Annotated in this window: 14 protein-coding genes; 9 read left to right on the top strand and 5 right to left on the bottom strand. The window is 42.3% G+C overall.

Annotated features, from left to right (window positions below; all coding sequences use genetic code 11):
- Positions 1-80 precede the first annotated feature (80 nt).
- Complete coding sequence (locus LX64_RS11010) at positions 81-497, bottom strand: acyl-CoA thioesterase (protein ID WP_111597714.1); 417 nt, start codon at positions 495-497, stop codon at positions 81-83.
- A 17-nt stretch (positions 498-514) separates the two neighbouring features.
- Complete coding sequence (locus LX64_RS11005; protein WP_111598132.1) at positions 515-925, bottom strand: DoxX family protein; 411 nt, start codon at positions 923-925, stop codon at positions 515-517.
- Positions 926-1241: 316 nt separating this feature from the next.
- Here LX64_RS11005 and LX64_RS11000 point away from each other — a divergent pair, with 316 nt between their 5' ends.
- Genes LX64_RS11000 through LX64_RS10990 form a run of 3 tightly spaced genes read left to right on the top strand, consistent with a single transcriptional unit; the run spans position 1242 to position 7028 of the window.
- Positions 1242-4325, top strand: coding sequence for a tetratricopeptide repeat protein (locus tag LX64_RS11000; protein ID WP_111597713.1), 3084 nt, complete (start codon positions 1242-1244; stop codon positions 4323-4325).
- A gap of 2 nt (positions 4326-4327) precedes the next feature.
- A complete protein-coding gene (locus LX64_RS10995; protein ID WP_148707281.1) occupies positions 4328-6025 on the top strand; it encodes a TonB-dependent receptor in 1698 nt (565 codons plus the stop codon).
- A 31-nt stretch (positions 6026-6056) separates the two neighbouring features.
- The gene (locus LX64_RS10990; RefSeq protein ID WP_111597711.1) at positions 6057-7028 is read left to right on the top strand and encodes an HU domain-containing protein; all 972 of its coding nucleotides are present in this window, start codon (positions 6057-6059) and stop codon (positions 7026-7028) included.
- A gap of 54 nt (positions 7029-7082) precedes the next feature.
- Here the strand turns inward: LX64_RS10990 and LX64_RS10985 are convergent, their stop codons facing one another.
- Both LX64_RS10985 and LX64_RS10980 read right to left on the bottom strand, forming a co-directional pair.
- Positions 7083-7976: an SDR family oxidoreductase gene (locus LX64_RS10985; protein WP_111597710.1), complete on the bottom strand. Its 894-nt coding sequence runs from the start codon at positions 7974-7976 to the stop codon at positions 7083-7085.
- A gap of 4 nt (positions 7977-7980) precedes the next feature.
- Entirely contained in the window at positions 7981-10059 is a 2079-nt protein-coding gene (locus tag LX64_RS10980; protein ID WP_245952624.1) for a prolyl oligopeptidase family serine peptidase, read from the bottom strand.
- Between the two features lie 193 nt (positions 10060-10252).
- On the opposite strand from LX64_RS10980, the gene pfkA reads away from it, so the two are divergent.
- Together pfkA and pyk are read left to right on the top strand one after the other, a co-directional pair.
- Positions 10253-11233, top strand: a complete 981-nt coding sequence (gene pfkA, locus LX64_RS10975) for a 6-phosphofructokinase (RefSeq protein WP_111597709.1) — start codon at positions 10253-10255, stop codon at positions 11231-11233.
- Between the two features lie 10 nt (positions 11234-11243).
- Complete coding sequence (pyk, locus tag LX64_RS10970) at positions 11244-12731, top strand: pyruvate kinase (RefSeq protein WP_111597708.1); 1488 nt, start codon at positions 11244-11246, stop codon at positions 12729-12731.
- Positions 12732-13369: 638 nt separating this feature from the next.
- Here pyk and LX64_RS10965 read toward each other — a convergent pair.
- The gene (locus LX64_RS10965) at positions 13370-14557 is read right to left on the bottom strand and encodes an MFS transporter (RefSeq protein ID WP_111597707.1); all 1188 of its coding nucleotides are present in this window, start codon (positions 14555-14557) and stop codon (positions 13370-13372) included.
- 177 nt (positions 14558-14734) lie between these two features.
- On the opposite strand from LX64_RS10965, the gene LX64_RS10960 reads away from it, so the two are divergent.
- The 4 genes from LX64_RS10960 to LX64_RS10945 all read left to right on the top strand — a co-directional run bounded on the left by LX64_RS10960 (position 14735) and on the right by LX64_RS10945 (position 18518).
- Positions 14735-16090, top strand: a complete 1356-nt coding sequence (locus LX64_RS10960; RefSeq protein ID WP_111597706.1) for an NAD-dependent succinate-semialdehyde dehydrogenase — start codon at positions 14735-14737, stop codon at positions 16088-16090.
- A 32-nt stretch (positions 16091-16122) separates the two neighbouring features.
- Entirely contained in the window at positions 16123-16704 is a 582-nt protein-coding gene (locus LX64_RS10955; RefSeq protein WP_111597705.1) for a Crp/Fnr family transcriptional regulator, read from the top strand.
- 61 nt (positions 16705-16765) lie between these two features.
- Complete coding sequence (locus tag LX64_RS10950) at positions 16766-17215, top strand: DoxX family protein (protein WP_111597704.1); 450 nt, start codon at positions 16766-16768, stop codon at positions 17213-17215.
- Between the two features lie 130 nt (positions 17216-17345).
- A complete protein-coding gene (locus tag LX64_RS10945; protein WP_111597703.1) occupies positions 17346-18518 on the top strand; it encodes a glycosyltransferase family 87 protein in 1173 nt (390 codons plus the stop codon).
- Positions 18519-18647: the final 129 nt, after the last annotated feature.

Genomic DNA, 18647 nt, shown 5'->3' with positions numbered 1-18647 from the left:
AAAAGGCGATTGAAATTGGTTTAGGGAGGCAAATATACTTAAAAAGTAAAGGTTGCCATAGTTTGGCAACCTTTTGCTTTTTATGCTTTCGAGAAGAAGGGTTCCAACCTTTCTTTGAGGGCGGGCGGTAAGCCTACTTTCTGTTTTGTTGTAGCATCAATAAATACGAGGGTGGTTACCCCAACATTCAGTAATTCCCCTTTTTCGTTGTACAATTCGCTATGGAATTGAATCTTCGAGGTAGTGGGTAATTCCTTCAAGATGGTTTTTACGGTAATCAAATCATCGTAATACGCCGGGCGGTAATACTTCACATTTAGTTCCGCTACGGGCATTATTACACCCTGCTCTTCCAATTGTTTATACGTAAAGCCCAATTCACGGATGGCTTCGGCACGTCCCACTTCGTAATATAGTCCGTAGTTGCCGTAGTACAAATAACCCATTTGGTCGGTTTCACCGTATCTCACCCTAATTTGTGTGTTGTTTGTAAACATGGCGATATATGCTTTTATTATTTCTTCCCAATAAGGCCGTCAACCGAGTATTTACCCGGGCCTGTGATTAACAGTGACAAGAACACCACTAAATACATAATACCCGATTCTTTCTTTGCCAACACATCGGCACCGTGAATATGGAACACGATTACCAGCATGCAAATAATCACGGGAATAGTAGCTAAACGGGTAAAAAGACCCAAAGCCACGAAGCCTGCGCAGAACACTTCTGCGAAAATAGTGAGGCTGAGCGCTACTTTAGAGCCTAAACCGATCGGATCTGGGAATTGACCAGACATTTCAGAGAAACCTTGCAACTTCATCCAACCATGCGTAATCAACAAAACACCGAAAGTAACACGCAAAAGTAAAAGTGCGAAACTAACGCCACCATTCGTATACCCAGCCGAGAATAGTTTTTTCATAGAAAGTAATTGTGGTTTGATTCTTGTGTGTTTATCACCTGCAATATAAGGAATTGCGGTTTTATTGCAGCCCGAGTTATCCACATCACAGCTTATCCACATACCTGTAGATAACCTATTGCCAGGTAAAAAAGTATAAACATTTATATTTGTTTTATTTGAAAACCTGCATTTTTGTGGCGCGAAATATTTCGCCGTCGTTTTTACGGGTCATGCTTTAGAGAAAAATACCGGTTAACTGGCAGGATGTATTCGTAATAAAATCGCGCAACATACGTTTTAAACGCAAACAATTAAGGCTTAACAGAATATCAGCATGAAGCAATTCATAACACGCATTTTTATTTCCAAGCAAGTAGCTTGCTGCGTAGTCGCCACCGGCGCTGCTTTAATAGGTTCCACCGCCGCCATCGGCCAACAAACCCGGGTCTACACAGATACCGACAAAACTTTTAAAGATGCGCAACTATTGTATAAAGAAGGCAAATATGCCGTGTCTATGCAATTGTTCAAACAAGTGATCGATGAAATCGGGAGAACACAGCAGTCGAGCCGTAACCTCGTTTACACAGATGCCCAGTACTATTATACAGTATGTGCCCTGAAACTAGGTAACCCCAATGCAGAAACACTCGCAGAACAATTCGTAAAATCCAGCAATAATGCAGCCCGCGAACAACTCGTGAGCTATCAATTGGCGAAATACTACTTCCAACAAAACCGCTTCAAAGACGCCATCCCGTATTATGAAGCAGCCAGTATCGATAATCTCAGTAACGACGAGATCGCCGATGCGAAGTTCGAATTAGCCTATTGCTACTTCAACGTAAAAGATTTCAATAAAGCGCAACCACTCTTCGCTTCTATCAAAGAAATCCAAAACAAATATTACATCCCGGCCAACTATTACTACGGCTTCATCGCGTACTACAAAAAGCAATACGCCGAAGCATTGAAAAGTTTCCAACGGGTAGAAAAAGAACCTAAGTACGCGACGATCGTTCCGTACTATATCGCCGAAATCTACTATTTCCAACATAAACACGACCAACTCATCGCCTACGCACAACCGTACTTATCGGGTAGCAACAAGGTATACTACGACGCGGAAATGAGGAAATTGTTAGGCCAGGCCTATTTCGAGAAGAAAGATTACCCGAAAGCGCTCCCATTCCTCCAAGAATACAACGAGAATGCCGACGCTGTAAGTAAAGAAGATGTATACCAACTCTCCTTCTCGTACTACCAAACAAATAATTTCGCCAAAGCGATCAGCGGGTTCAAGCAATTGAGCAGCGAAAAAGACTCTTTAGGCCAGAATTCTATGTATTTATTAGGCGATTGCTACTTACGCACGAACCAAAAAGCCAATGCCCGTAACGCCTTCGCTTTCTGTGCACGCAACAGCTCTAACCCGGAACAACAAGAAATCTCCCGCTTCAATTACGGTAAGCTTTCTTACGAATTGGGTTACTCAGATGCTGCTTTGCAAGAGTTAACACAGTTTGTAACCACTTACCCTAATTCTAAATACAATAAAGAAGCACGCGAAGTATTGGTAGGCTTGTTCATGAACACGAACAACTACAAAGACGCATTAACTACGATCGAACAAATCAAGGATAAAAATATCACGGTACAAAAAGCACATCAACGTGTGGCTTACGGCCGTGCTACGCAATTGATCAACGACTCGCAACTCGCAGAGGCCGACCAATTGCTTGATGTTGCCATTTCCTACAACCACGATGCTGAAATCAAAAGCCTCGCACAGTTCTGGAAAGGTGAAATCGCCCTCCGTCAAAATAACAGCAACAAAGCGATCCCGCATCTCCGTGCTTACCTCGGTACTTCTACCCCACCGGTTTCTGGTGAAGCGAATGCTCAGAATGCCAGCTACAACTTGGGATACAGCTTGTTGAAAAACGAACAATACAGCGAAGCATTACCTTACTTCGAATCGGCACAACGCGCCAGCGGCCCTAATGCCGGAAGGATTGCCAACGATGCTGCACTTCGTAGCGCAGATTGTTATTACATGCTGAAAGATTATCCTAAAGCCAATGCTTTATACGATCGTATCATCAATAACAACGAACAAGGTGCCGATTACGCTACTTATCAAAAGAGCGTGATCATGGGTATCCAAGGTAAAGACACGGAAAAAGTAAACTTGTTGAAACAGTTGAACTCGAAATATCCTTCTTCTAACTTCAACAACGACGCTACTTTCGAAATTGCTAATACCTACTTAGCCAACGAAAAATACAACGAAGCCATCCCGTATTTGAAAAGCATTTTGGACAAACAACCCAACGGTCCGAATGCGCCGAAAGCTTTGTTGAAACTTGGTACTGCTTACTACAATGCCGGCAACGAAAGCACTGCATTAAACTACTACCGCCAAGCGGCTGAGAAGTTCCCGAATACAACAGAAGCTGCCGAAGCGTTGGATAATATCAAGGAAATTTACGTGAGTGAGAACAAAACCGACGAATACTTAGCGTTCTTACGTTCTACCGGTAGAACATTGAGCGTAAACGCAGAAGATTCTTTGGCTTACGCAGGTGCTGAAAACAAGTTCACCAACGGCGATTATAAAGGCGCCGGTCCTGCTTTCGCTGCTTACTTACAGAAATACCCGAATGGTAACTTCGCTTTACCGGCCAATTTCTACAAAGCAGAAAGCTATTATAATGTAAAAGACTTCAGCAGTGCATTGCCTGGTTATGAATTTGTACTTAGCAAAAGCGCTAGTCCTTATACAGAAAGATCGGCTTTACAAGCGGCTAGCTTAAACTATACACAAACGAAGAACTACACCAAAGCGCGCGAATATTATGCGAAATTGAGAGAGGTATCGACTTCGAAAGAAAACAGCTTGGTAGCTACTCGTGGTTTATTACGTGCTAACTACCAATTGCAAAACTGGAACGATGTATCCACTTTCGCAGAAGCATTGTTATCGAGCAGCAATATCAGTACGGATGATCAAATTATTGGTCATTACTACCTTGGTAAAGCGCAACAAACAAAAGCAGCATATGATGAAGCGATTGCAGAATACAAGATCGTGATTGGTATGACTAAATCTGAAATTGGTGCCGATTCTCGTTATAGCATTGCGAACTGTTATTTCTTGAAAAATGACTTAGCAACGGCAGAGAAAGCAGCTTTTGATGTGATTAAGAACACGCCATCGTACGAGAATTGGATTGCGAAAACTTATATTTTATTGGGAGATATTTATGCGAAACAAAAGGATTACTTCAATGCCAAAGCTACCTACCAGAGCGTGGCAGAGAATTGCCCAATCCCGGAATTCAAGAATGAAGCAAAAGATAAATTAGCGAAAGTAGAGGCAGAAGAAAAGGCGAACTCTAAAATCAAAAAACCGTAACAGTGGCAAGTCGATTTATCGACCGTAAAGAAAGTGATCCTTCACAAAAAAGAAGTAAAAGCATGCATCGTACAATTAAATATACATCGAAGATTTTTATAGCGGCTGCCGCGGGATTGTTTATCCAACAATCCGCCAAAGCACAAGACACGCTCAAAGAAGCAACGATCGACATCATTACGAACTACCAACCTAAACTCCGCGACGCCGCGAAGCTGAACTTAACTGCGAGCTTACCGGCAACGGATTCTAGTCGTTCTAAAATGAACTACAACATTCCAGCCCTCAACTTGAATTTCATGTACCAACCCGTACCGCTGAAACCTTTGGCACTCGGCAAGGATTCGTTGAACGCTTTACAAAACAACTTCATCAAAGTAGGTTATGGTAACCTTTCTACCCCGCTCATCCAAGCGGGTGTAGGTAGCGGCCGTAACGATCAATATAACCTCGGTTTATTCTTTAACTACACAGGTTCTAAAGGGGATATCCAGTACCAAGACTATAGCACAATGAACATCTTGGGTTCCGGTACTTATTTCGCCGAGAAGTTTGAAGTAGATGGCCGTGTTGGGTTTAACAGGAACCGTGTGAACTATTATGGGTACGACCATACCCTTATCGATTTGAAAGAGGAAGACGTGAAGCAAGTATTCAGCGAAGTATTTGCAAAAGTGGGCTTAAGAAACCGTCCTGCTGATCCGAAAGGCTTTAAAATCAACCCGAACGTAGAATTCATCGCTTTTAAAGATTCGTACAAACGCCAGGAAAATACGTTTGTAGCCAATATCCCGGTAAGCAAGGAGATTTTTGATGATATCCACGTGAAAGTATCGGGTGTATTCGATTTATCGGCTTATAAAATGGACGGTGGTGAAACAATTAACAACAATGTGTCGAGCGTACGCCCGGCTGTTGAAATCACGAAACCTTCGTTTTACTTGCGTGTGGGTGTAAATCCTACGTGGACTAATAAAGAAACGTATATCTTACCTGATATCACCAACGACATCCACATAGCTGAGAAGAAATTGATTTTATCGAGTGGTTGGGTGAATTACATCAACAAGAACAACTTCCGCAACTTGGCGAATATGAACCCGTTCATTGCCGATTACCCGAATACGATTTTGAATACGAAAGTGCAAGAAATCTATACAGGTATTAAAGGTACTTTGGGATCACACTTCAACTATAACACGAAAATTGGCGTCATTAACTACAAAAACATGCCTTTATTTGTGAACGATGCAACAGATCCTAAGAAGTTTGCCATCCGCAACGAGGCTTCCTTGAAAGCAACCCAAATCCATGGCGAAATTGGGTATATCGATGAAGAGAAATTCCAAGTACGCTTAGGCGCCACTTACTTCGATTACGGCAAACAGGAAACAGAATTGAAACCTTATGGCTTGGTACCATTGAATGCAAACTTGAACATTCAATACACCATCGCGAAGAAATTACAATTGAAAGCCGACTTGTTTGCTTTCGGTGGTAACTATTACGTGATTCAACCGAATGACTTCAATAAAACCGACGGTGCATTCGATATGAACCTTGGTGCTTCGTATGATATTACAAAGAATTTTGGTCTCTGGTTCAACGCTAACAACTTGTTTAACAGCAAATACCAGCGTTGGAATGGCTATCAATCTTACGGTGTTAACGTATTGGGTGGTTTAATGATTAAATTTTAATTGTAAACTTGTACCCAAAATCCTGTGATACATGTTGCAACAATACATAACAGAAGTACTGTTTAAACAACAAACCTGTTGTGTGCCCTATATTGGCACGTTTACGATCGAGCACATCCCGTCGCAATTCGATGTTGCAGATAAAACGTTGCTCCCGCCCCGCCAGCAGATTAAGTTTAGCGAGGCATGGATCGACGATGGTTCTTGCGTGCAATGGATTTCGCACAAGGAAAACTTGATTTCAAGCGTAGCAGAGTTAAAGCTGAAGAAATACCTAGAAAGTTTTAAAGCGACTTTACAAACCGGCCAGCCTATTATTTTACAAGGCATCGGGGTATTAAGGTTAGATGCGCAAGAACACATTCAATTCATTCCCCAGCACATGCCCGATACATGGGATTCGCTGAAGGTACAGCCGATTTACAAATCGGAACCGGGACCGGTGAATGTGCGTATTGGTGAAGCTGTAACCGTAAATAAAGAAGTAGTAGAACACTTACAAGCTGCCCCAAGTGATAGTTTTGAAGAAGGTTCTCGCTTAAAATGGTGGTGGATAGCATTACCTGTTTTGGCAGTTGGCGCTGTTGTTTTTGTGTGGATGCGTTATAAAACGGTGATCCCAGGGCAAGAAAGCATTATTCCTGCCACACCCAATACAAAAGACCAACACATTCCAGCAGTAAAAGCCGACTCTGCGGCGTTATCGCCAGCCCCGGTTGACACGGTTGTAAGCGAACCCGTTCCGCAACCGGTACACGTTATCTCGCCCGATTCTACTATCCATTATAAAGTGGTATTCGAATCGAAACCCAATTTAAAAGCGGCAGAAAAACGGGTGAACCAGTTGAAAAGCTTCGGTGCCGATGCAGAGTTTATTAAAGGCGTAGATTCTACCGATTTCAAAATTGCCATCCGCACTTCTTCTAAAGTGAAGGATACAGCAGACAATGTAGAAAAAATTAAGCGTAATTACGGCTCTAAAGCGGCCAGCATTATATACTAACTTTCTAACTTTTACAATAAAAAAGGGCCTCTATTATGTAGAGGCCTTTTTCGTTTATATGCTTTGATGCATTACATCAATGCCTTCATCGAAACTTCGCGGTTGGTACCCGAGTTCCTTTTTTGCTTTATCGATGATAAAACCCGTTTTGGCAGGTCGCTTCGCCACTTGCGTAAACGTAGCGCTGTTCACCGGAACCAATAATGCTTCCGGTAACTGGTAATGCTTCGCCACTTTCTGGGCCATTTCGAAAGGTGTAAGCCCCTCTTCACCCGAAATATGGAAAATACCTTGTGCCTTGTGCTCCATTACTAATTTACAGCCAATGGCTAAATCGTGCACGAGCGTTGGGGTTCTGAATTGATCCGTTACTACTTTGATCGATTGTTGCTTGGATAAATTGTCTTTTACCCAAGTAATAATATTCGACCTACGCGCATCGTCGGACAAACCGTACACTAATACTGTACGTACTATAGCCCAAGGTGTTTTCGCCGCCGCAACAACTCGTTCTGCGGCTACTTTCGAGGAGCCGTAGTAATTCACAGGGTTTACTAGGTCGGTTTCTATGTACGGGCCATTCAACCCATCGAACACGAAATCGGTCGATAAAAAGATAAAGTGTGATTGGTATTTCTCGGCCAACTTTACTAAATCGGCTGTTGCCGTAACATTAGCTTCCCAGCACATATCGCGGTTGCGTTCGCAATCGTCGGCTTGTGTCATGGCGGCGCAATGGAAAATAACATTGAATTTGTATTGTTCCATTAAAGTTGCCATGGCCGTATTATCGGTAATATCGGCTTGTACGTAGGTATAGCCTGCCTGGTCTTTTAGCCTATTCTGTCCTTTTCCTATGGCAATAACGGAGTGTGCAGGATCTTTCTTCAATAAATGAATCAAATACTGTCCTAACAAACCATTACTGCCTGTCACTAATATTTGCATACCGTTATTTCATTGTCATTCCTAAATTATACATCGTGAAGCCCCAAATATCGGCACTTTCTTCGATTACTTTGGATACCGGTTTACCGGCACCATGACCTGCTTTTGATTCAATACGGATTAATACCGGGTTTGTGCCATCGTTGGCCACTTGTAGTGCTGCTGCAAACTTGAAAGAGTGTGCAGGTACTACGCGATCGTCGTGGTCGGCAGTGGTAATAAGCGTGGCGGGGTATTTCGTGCCTTTTTTCAAGTTGTGTAAAGGGGAATACTTGATAAGGTAATTGAATTGTTCTTCGTTTTCACTGCTACCATATTCTACCTTCCAAGCCCAACCGATGGTGAACTTTTGGTAGCGTAACATATCCAATACGCCTACTTGCGGAATGGCTACTTTGAACAAATCGGGCCTTTGCGTCATACAAGCGCCTACAAGTAAACCGCCGTTAGATCCGCCACGGATAGCGATCTTATTAGCATTGGTATATTTTTCTTTGATCAAGTATTCGGCTGCCCCTATGAAATCGTCGAACACGTTTTGCTTTTTACCTAGCATACCGGCTTGGTGCCATGCTTCGCCGTATTCGCCGCCACCCCGTAAGCCTACTACTACGTAAATACCGCCTTGCTCCATAAAGAACAAGTTCGACGTACTAAAGGCTGGCGTTAAGGAGATATTGAAACCACCGTAGCCGTACAGCATCAGCGGGTTATTACCGTCTTTCTTGATGCCTTTTTTATAGGAGATGAAAACGGGTACGCGGGTACCGTCTTTGCTGTGGAAGAATTCAATCTTGCTTTCATAGTCGTTGGGATTGAATTTTACTTCGGGTTGATGGTAGATATCGCTTTTACCAGACGCTACATTGTATTTATACACCGTAGCCGGGGCAATATACGAGGTGAAGGTGTAGAACAAGGTTTTATCTTCTTTTTCACCCCCGAAACCCGATACTGTACCTACGCCCGGGAAATCGATTTTACGTTCTAATTTGCCGTTGATATCGTATTGAAGTACTTCGCTGATCGCATCTTTCATGTAGTTGGCGAACAGTTTTCCACCCGACATTTGCACACCGCTCAACGTTTCCTTCGCTTCTGGAATAACGGTTTTCCAAGCAGCTTTCGCGCTGTTTTTCGTATCGATGCTAATCAATTTATAGTTAGGAGCATCCTCATTGGTGTACACTAATAAGTGATCGCCTACATTATCCACTACGCTAGGATCGTATTTAAAGCCGGGCACTAATAATTGGAAAGATGACTGGCTGGGATTTTGAAGGTCTTTATAATACAACTCAGCCCCGCTGGTACCTTCCGAAAGGTTAAGTACCAAGAAGCGTTCATCTTCCGTAGTAGCGCCGTACACATTGCGTAATGGGTGGTCTTTATCAACGAATACCAGTTGGTCGTCCGATTGTGGTGTACCAATTTTGTGATAGTAGAGTTTATGGAATTCGTTTTTGCCAGATAAGGCTTGTGCTTCGGAAGGCGCATCGTAGCGACTATAATAGAACCCGTGCCCTTTATATGCTACGCCGCTAAACTTAATCCATTCCAATTTCTCGGGTAACAACTGTTTAGTTTCGGCATCCATGATAAAGTATTCTTGCCAATCGCTACCCGATTTAGCCACGCTGTACACGCAGTATTTACCATCCTTTGTAAAAGAGATACCACTGAGGGCCATGGTACCGTCGGCCGATAAGGTATTGGGATCGAAGTATACTTCGGGGGTACCATCGAGGCCAACTTGCCGGTACATGACATTTTGGTTCTGTAAGCCGTTATTTTTGAAGAAGTAGTAATATTTTCCTTTGCGCCAAGGATTGCTATAGCGGGGGAAATTGAGCAATTCCGATAAGCGGGCTTTTATTTTATCGCGGTAAGGAATGTCGGCTAGATAAGCATCCGTTACTTTGTTCTGTGCTATTACCCAAGCTTTCGTGGCTTCGCTGTTATCATCTTCTAACCAGCGGTAGGGATCGGCAATATCTTTCCCAAAATAATGATCAATTGTATCAACTTTCGCAGTTGAGGGGTATACCAAGGGCTTTTGCGCCATCAAATTTCCTGTCATCATACTTGCCATTGTTATGCCCAAGAAATATTTAATGTGATATTTTCCTAGCATAAGGTTAAATTTTTAAAAAAAATGTGCTTTTTATTTGATTAAAATTAAAAATTATGGTTATTTCATCAGATAAATATTAGAATTAGAACTAGAAAATGTTATTTTTGTGCGCCCTGTCCGGGTTTATTTTTTAACGTAGTCTATGAAAAAAGTGAATAACATCGCGGTTCTTACTTCCGGTGGCGATGCACCGGGCATGAATGCTGCAGTTCGTGCAGTGGTGAGAACAGGCATATATCATCAGTTGAATGTTTATGGTGTCATGTATGGTTACAGAGGGATGTTAACAGGTGAGATCTTCCCCATGGAAAATAAGACCGTAGCCAACATCATCCAAAGAGGTGGCACTATCCTTAAAACCGCACGCTGTAAAGAGTTTTACGAATATGAAGGTAGAAAAAAAGCCTACGAAAACCTAAAGAAATTCGGTATCGACGGGATTGTTGTTATCGGTGGTGATGGTTCTTTCAAAGGTGCGCAAAAGTTCAGCCAAGAATTCGATATCCCTTGCATAGGCTTACCTGGTACTATTGATAAAGATATTGCTGGTTCTGATTTTACCATCGGTTTCGATACGGCTGTGAATACGGCAGTAGAAGCAATTGATAAAATCCGTGATACGGCAGATGCGCACGATCGCTTATTCATTATTGAAGTAATGGGTCGTGATGCCGGTTATATCGCTTTACATTCTGGTATTGCAACAGGTGCAGAACACATTTTGATGCCTGAACGCAAAACTAACATTGATGATGTGATTGATGATTTAGCGGCCAATGAGCGTCGTTCTAAATTGGTGAACTTGATTGTTGTAGCGGAAGGTGATGAGTTTGGTGGTGCGAATGAAGTAGCTAAACACGTAAAAGAGAGATTACCTCACTTGGATACAAGAGTATGTATATTAGGACATATTCAACGCGGCGGTAGCCCTACTTGCTTAGATCGTTTGATTGCCAGCAGAATGGGTTATGCAGCAGTTGATGCCTTGCTGAACGGCCAACATAACAATATGATCGGTATTGTGAACAACCAAATTCATTATACCCCCCTCGATCATGCCGTGAAAGCAACACAGAAAATAGATCCCGAATGGTTCAAGATTGTAAAAATACTTGCGAGTTAAAAATAAAGCTATGAGTACAAAAGATTTGTCGAAATACTACCACAAGCAGATGGATAATGCTGCTGGTCGTCAACATTCTGCGGGTAAAACCAAAATTGTTGCAACTGTTGGACCAGCTTGTGATACCTATGAAAAATTGCTTGAATTGGTACAGGCCGGTGTAAACGTTTTCCGTTTGAATTTCTCGCATGGTTCCCATGAAGATAAGTCGCGAATCATCTCTTACATTCGCCAAATCAACAAAACAGAACCTTACAACATCGCTATCCTAGCGGATCTACAAGGTCCTAAACTTCGTGTAGGTGAAATCGAAAACAATGCACTTCCTTTAGTAGCAGGCGATTTACTCACCTTCGTGAATGAAAAAGTAGTGGGTACAAAAGAAAGAATCTACGTTTCTTACCACGACTTACACAAAGATGTAAAAGTTGGTCAAAAAATATTGTTGGATGATGGTAAAATTGAAACCATTGTTCGCGAGGTAACGCCTCAACACGAAATCAAAGCGGAAGTATTATTAGGTGGTATCTTATCGTCTAAAAAAGGCTTCAACTTACCAGAAACAAAAGTTAATCTCCCGGCATTAACGGAGAAAGATGAGATCGATTTACAGTTCATCATCGATAACGAGTGTGATTGGGTAGCCCTTTCATTCGTTCGTAGCGCGAAAGACTTGATCTACTTGCGTAAGAAATTGAAAGAAAGAGACTCAAAAATTAAGGTGATCTCTAAAATCGAGAAACCTGAAGCCATCTTGAACTTGAAAGAAATTATCTGGGAAAGTGATGGCGTAATGATCGCTCGTGGTGACTTAGGTGTTGAATTACCGGTAGAACAAGTACCGATGATTCAAAAAGACATCATCCGCAAATGTATCCACCGTGCGAAGCCTGTAATTGTGGCTACGCAAATGATGGAAAGCATGATCGACCGTACTCGTCCGAACCGTTCTGAAATTACCGACGTTGCTAACGCGGTATTAGAAGGTGCTGATGCAGTAATGTTGAGCGGTGAAACTGCAACTGGTCAACACCCAACCTTAGTTATCCAAACGATGAGAAAAATCATCGCGGAAGTAGAGAAAGAAGAAATCATCTACAACCGTAACTTGATTCCTCACCGTCACTCACCAACCTTCTTGAGCGATGCATTGTGCTACAATGCATGTAAAATTTCTGAAGATTTGGAATCAGATGCCTTGATTGGTATGACACAGTCTGGTTACACAGGCTTCATGTTATCGAGCTACAGGCCTAAATCGCCATTATACATCTTCACAAAAGAAAGAACATTGGTGAACCAATTGAGCTTGAGCTGGGGTGTACGTGCCTTCTACTATGCTGAAGAAGAAAGCTTAGATGATATCGTAACCGACCAAATCAACATCTTGAAAGAACGTGGTTTCTTACAAGCCAAAGACGTAGTTGTAAACACAGGTTCTACCCCTGTAAAAGATCACCTTCCTACGAACGTGATCAAGATTACACGCGTTGACTAATAATTGCGCATATTTTTAGATGGATTATATAAACGTCCCGGGTTCTACCTGGGACGTTTTGTATTTATACAAGTGCTGCCTTTCCCCTCCTTTTCCGTTCAAATTCAAGCCCACATTCAATCTACAAACATCCACCTTCAGGGGTTGATTATGACAAACCCTTGTAATGAACTATATATGAGCATGTTGCACTATACCAAAACGCTGAAACCCAGTAAAAAGATAGGGTAAGGATAGGGTCGAGATAGGCTTTAGATAGGCTTGGGATAGGGTATGTGATAGGAAGTGAATAGGAAAGTATAGGATATCGATTAAGAGAAGATAAGGTAAAGCATATAGAACACCATGTGAAATACGATGCTAATACGAGTAAACTACGTGGATTTACATGGAAATCACATGGAATTACTTGGGAGTTACTTGGGAGTTACGTGGAAACTACTTTAGAATATGCTTGTTCACCTAGTTAAACACAGGGAAGCTACTAACTTCCTATAAATAAAAGTACGTACTGTAGCGTAACCTACCTTTCATTTACATGACATTCCTATTACACAACACCTTATAAAAAACGCCCCGCAGGCTTTCACCCACGAGGCGTTCATTTATCACTACAATAACTTATTTATATTGCCTTTTTAACCATTTGTAGGTACTAGTTTCTGTGGGGCTTTTTTTTTGTAGGTCGACATATATATCAAGAAGGCTACAGCCATGATACTTAAACCTGCGATACAAACGCCTGTCCACTGTGCTACATCCCACACCCATAAGCCGATACCCGAGCCGGCCGATGTGCCAATGAAGCTAACCGTCATAAATACGGTGTTCATCCTGTTCCTAGCTTCTGGGAGGATGGCGTAAATACGGGTTTGGTTCGATACGTGGATACCTTGTAAACCTAAATCCAAGCCTACTACGCCAATTACTATGCCGATAATGCTTGTACGGAATAAGAAAAACAGTAAATAGCCCAATATCATAAACGCGATACCTATGCCGATGGCGATTCTTGGGTTGCGTTTATCGGCTATTTTACCAATAATAGGGGCTAATAAGGCACCCATTGCCGCTGCTAAGCCCATTAAGCCAATTACTTCTGCACCGAAGTTAAATGGAGGGGCGCCTAGCAAAAACACTACAGTAGTCCAGAATAACCCAAATACGGCAAAACTACAAGCGTTGATCGCTGCGGCTTCCCTTAATACGGGCTGCGTTTTAATAAGGGTTAATAACGATTTCATTAATCCACCGTAAACACCCTCGAAAGATGGCTTGCTTTGTGGGAAAAACACCGACATTAACACCATCAATATCAACGATACACCACCTGCTATCCAAAACATGGCTCTCCAACCGAGCTGACCTCCTACGAAACCACTAATGGTACGCGATACTAAGATACCTACCAGCAACCCGCTCATAATAGTACCAATTACTTTACCTCGTTTACCGGGGTCGGAAAGGTGTGCGGCCATTGGTAAAATCAATTGGGGTACAACGGAGGTAAACCCTATTGCCAAGCCCGTTACCTTCAACATAAAAATGCTTTGAGATAAAGCGGCGGCAAAAAGAGAAATAACGGCGAGGCCCGTCATAATTAAGATTTGTTTCTTCCTTTCTAACATATCACCCAACGGCACACAAAACAACAAACCAAGGGCATAACCAATTTGGGTGAAGAAAGTTACTTGTCCTGCATTACTTTCAGATACACCGAAATCTTTGCTGATCAAGATCAATAAGGGCTGACTGTAATAAATGTTGGCAACGATCAAGCCCGTACAAAGTGCCATGATCGTAATATTCAACCTGCTTAAACTCATATATTCCTATTTATATTAATGCTATTTAATTGGGTATACAAAATTAGTGAACGCTGCAAATTATGTGTTGTACAATTGTCTTGAATGCTAGGACTTTTCACAACTTCATCCTTTCTTAACCACAATTGCCGTATTTTTACATTCACCGTATCGTTCTCTTTCTAAACCCTGCATTTTATGAGTTTTAAAAGCATTAACCCGTACACCAGCGAGATTATCGCTACTTACGCGGCCGATACGCCGGCGGCGATCGAAGAGAAATTAGCCTTAGCACATCAACAATTCAAGGCCTTCCAACAAACATCGTTGGAGCTACGGCAATCGTTGATGCTATCATTAGCCAAACAATTAAAAGAACATGCTGCCGATCATGCTGCCGTTATTACTGCCGAAATGGGTAAAACCCTCGCGGAAGCGAAAGCGGAAGTATTAAAATGTGCAACAACGGCTGAATATTATGCAGAACATATTGTAGAGATGTTAAAGCCACGGCTGATTGTTTCGGATGCATCGAAAAGTTATGCATCGTACGAAGCCAAGGGTGTTATTCTCGCCATTATGCCATGGAACTTCCCCTATTGGCAAGTGTTCCGTTTTGCTATTCCAAATATTTTGGCCGGCAATACCGCTATATTGAAACATGCAAGTAATGTAAGTGGTTGTGCTTTAGCGATAGAAAAAGTATTCATAGAGGCCGGTTTTCCTGCCGGGTCGTTCCAAACAGTACTTGTGAATTCGAAAGATATAGAACCTATTATTGCCGATCCGCGTATCCAGGGCGTTACCTTAACAGGTAGTACGCCTGCTGGGATGAGCGTAGCGTCTTTAGCGGGTAAATATATCAAGAAAACGGTGTTGGAATTGGGTGGAAGTGATCCCTTTATTGTATTGAAAGATGCGGATGTGGCGAAAGCTGCTAAAGTGGCTGTACAAGCAAGGATGCAGAATGCTGGTCAATCGTGTATTGCTGCGAAACGATTTATTGTAGAGAAAAGCGTGGTGAATGCTTTTACAGATGCAGTAATTGAACATATACAGGCTTTGCATCAAGGTGATCCTACAGACACTGTTACTAACGTTGGGCCTATGGCGCGTTTGGATTTAGCCAACGAGCTGATGAAACAACTACAACAAAGTATTCGCCAGGGTGCAAAACTAGCTACCGGCGGCCAGCAACAAGGCTGTAACGTGTTACCGGCTTTGCTTACAGGTGTTCAGCCGGGTATGACGGCTTTTGATGAAGAAACCTTTGGTCCGCTTGCGGTGATTGTAACAGCTACGGATGAAAACAACGCTATCCAGTTGGCCAATCAAACCGAATTTGGATTAGGGGCATCATTATGGAGTAAGGATCTTGAAAAAGCGGCGAAACTGGCTACCCGTATAGAAAGTGGCAACGTGTTTATTAATGCTATGATGCGTTCGGATGCACGTTTACCATTTGGTGGTATTAAGCAATCGGGTTATGGCCGTGAATTATCGATGGAGGGGGCGCATGAATTCCTAAATATTAAAACCGTGTATATTCAATAATATATCATTCGTTTATTCGTTACCGTTATACTATGCAAACGCAAGCCGTAAGAGCAATTATTGAACAATTGACACCTTTGGAGAACAAAGATTGGCTTGCGTTTGAATCGATCTTATCTCCCATCTCCTACCCTGCACAACATACTGTATTAAAGATTGGTCATACTTCGAATGCCATCTATTTCATTACCGAAGGAGCCATGAAAGTGTACACGAAAAATGGGGATGAAGAGATTAGTGTAGACTTTGCATTTCCCCGGATGTTTATCACCGCGTATCATTCCTTCATTACAAGAAGCCCGTCGCTCGTAGCTTTAGCAACCATTACACCTGTGGAAGGATTTGCATTTCAATATGCAGATTTACAACAACTCTATCAACAAAACCATACAGCAGAAAGAATCGGTCGCCTATTGGCCGAACAACAATACATCCGCAAATACCAGCGTGAACTGGCTTTTCTACAACATACCGCGCAAGAAAGATACCAGCAATTACTCGCTGAGCATGCGCAAATTGTACAACAAATTCCCGTTAAAAATATTGCTTCGTACCTAGGTATTGCGCCTGAAAGTTTGAGTAGAATACGAAGACAATTACGGGCTAAAAACTAACATATGTTAGTTCGAGTAAGTACTTAATTGTTGCACATTTGTAGGTATAAAATCCTTTACAATGGCTTTCTTTCTTGGTTTAATTGCGTTTACTTTCATGGCTTATTTATTAGGCTTGTTCATCCCTATTTCACTGTTTGCGAATATACCAGCCAACATGCGTGTAGCCATTACCGTTATGTTTGTAATAATTGGAATAATGCATCTAAAATCGCCGGATAAATTGCGGTATATGATAGATCAATTTGTGCCTTACCCTACTGCTGCGATTTATGTGAGCGGGGTATTGGAGATATTGTTCGGCATACTAATTATTTTCCCTACGACGAGGTTATTCGCGGCTTGGGGATTGATATTATTATTGGTATTGATGTTTCCTGCGAATATTTACGTGGCAGTGAAGCAATTACCTGCACCGGGGGGCTTACCTTCAAGCCCATGGTATACATGGAGCAGGCTGGCTTTTCAACCGCTTTACATTTATTGGATATACTTGGCGGCGATAAAATAATTTTTAGTCGGCGTTATAAGCGTGCAGGGAATTTCGACTTTACCCCTACGCCGATTAAAAATTTTTAACTAGTTCTTCTCAAAATACCCTCCTAGCTTCGTGGCGATTTTTTGATTTATTATTCATCATCATGGCGTCGCAACCTACAACTACTCTTATTTCAGAAACGCCTGTCAAAACGCGCTGGTACCAAAAACCGGCCCTGTTAATGGCAGTTTATGCCCTTGGAACCATCATTTTATATATCCAGTCGATAACGACGGGTCGTTATAATAATTTTATCATCTTTAAAGCCTCTTTGGGCCACGTATTACACGGGCAGCCTTTGTACCGATTGTACCCGGCAGAGTATTTTGATTATTACTTATATCATCCCAGCTTTCCTTTATTATTTGCCCCTTTTGCCGTTTTCCCGAAGGAGATCGGCTTGTTTATTTGGTTGATGAGTAGTACGGCGGTGTTCTTATATGCTTTATATAAGTTGCCGATGAAGCGGAGCACGCAAACGGCTTTGGGATGGATGTTGGTGTTGGAATTGTTGAATGCTATTCAATCGGCACAAACGAACCCAGCGATGACGGCCTTTATGTTATTGGCCGTGATGAATATGGATAGAAGAAAACCGGCATTGGCAGCACTTTTTACATGTCTATGCTTCTTTATAAAAGGGTACGGGGCTATTATTGGCTTATTATTTCTCTTCTTTGAAGATAAATGGAAGTACCTACTGTACTGCGCGTTCTTCGGAATCGTGGGAACGTTGCTGCCTTTGCTGTTTCTTTCGCCGGCACAACTTATCCAAGAATACACCGATTGGTTCCACTTGATTACCAGCAGCACCATCAAGGAAGATGGTTCGGTAATGGGTATGATCCATGCTATTTTCGGCTTGCAGCAGCCTTTTGCGGGGCAGGTCGACAAATACTTGTTGCTGGTAGCAGGTTTGGGGATGATTTGGGCCTTGGTTAAAACCTGGCAACGCCCAACGGCACCGTATACTTGGTTAATGTTGGGGTATTTGATGCTTTGGATTGTGTTATTTAACCAAAGCACGGAGTCGCCAACTTACATTATAGCTGTAACGGGCGCTGCAATGGGGTTACTGATGTTGCCGAAGGGAAGAACGATTCATATTTTACTTTGTTTGCTGGTGGTTATCTGCTGCTTATGTCCTACCGACCTTGTACCTAAATTCATTAACCGTATAGCCATTACATACCGTTTGAAGGCATTGCCCACTTTCCTCGTGTTACTATATTTTCAATACTATATAGGGGTAAAACCGCGCAACGTCGTCTTATAGAAAACTAAACGGAAACATGCTTTATCGCACTGCATGGGGCTTTAGGCCTTATGGGTTAGCCTGTTCTATGTTTACTCATTGCTTGTTTTTATTCCTCACAATTTTTTTTCTACGGTAATAGGGGAAGCT

This window comes from Chitinophaga skermanii (assembly GCF_003259335.1).
GTDB lineage: Bacteria > Bacteroidota > Bacteroidia > Chitinophagales > Chitinophagaceae > Chitinophaga > Chitinophaga skermanii.
Note: the sequence above shows the minus strand (reverse complement) of the source record. Positions and strands in the feature narration are given on the sequence as shown.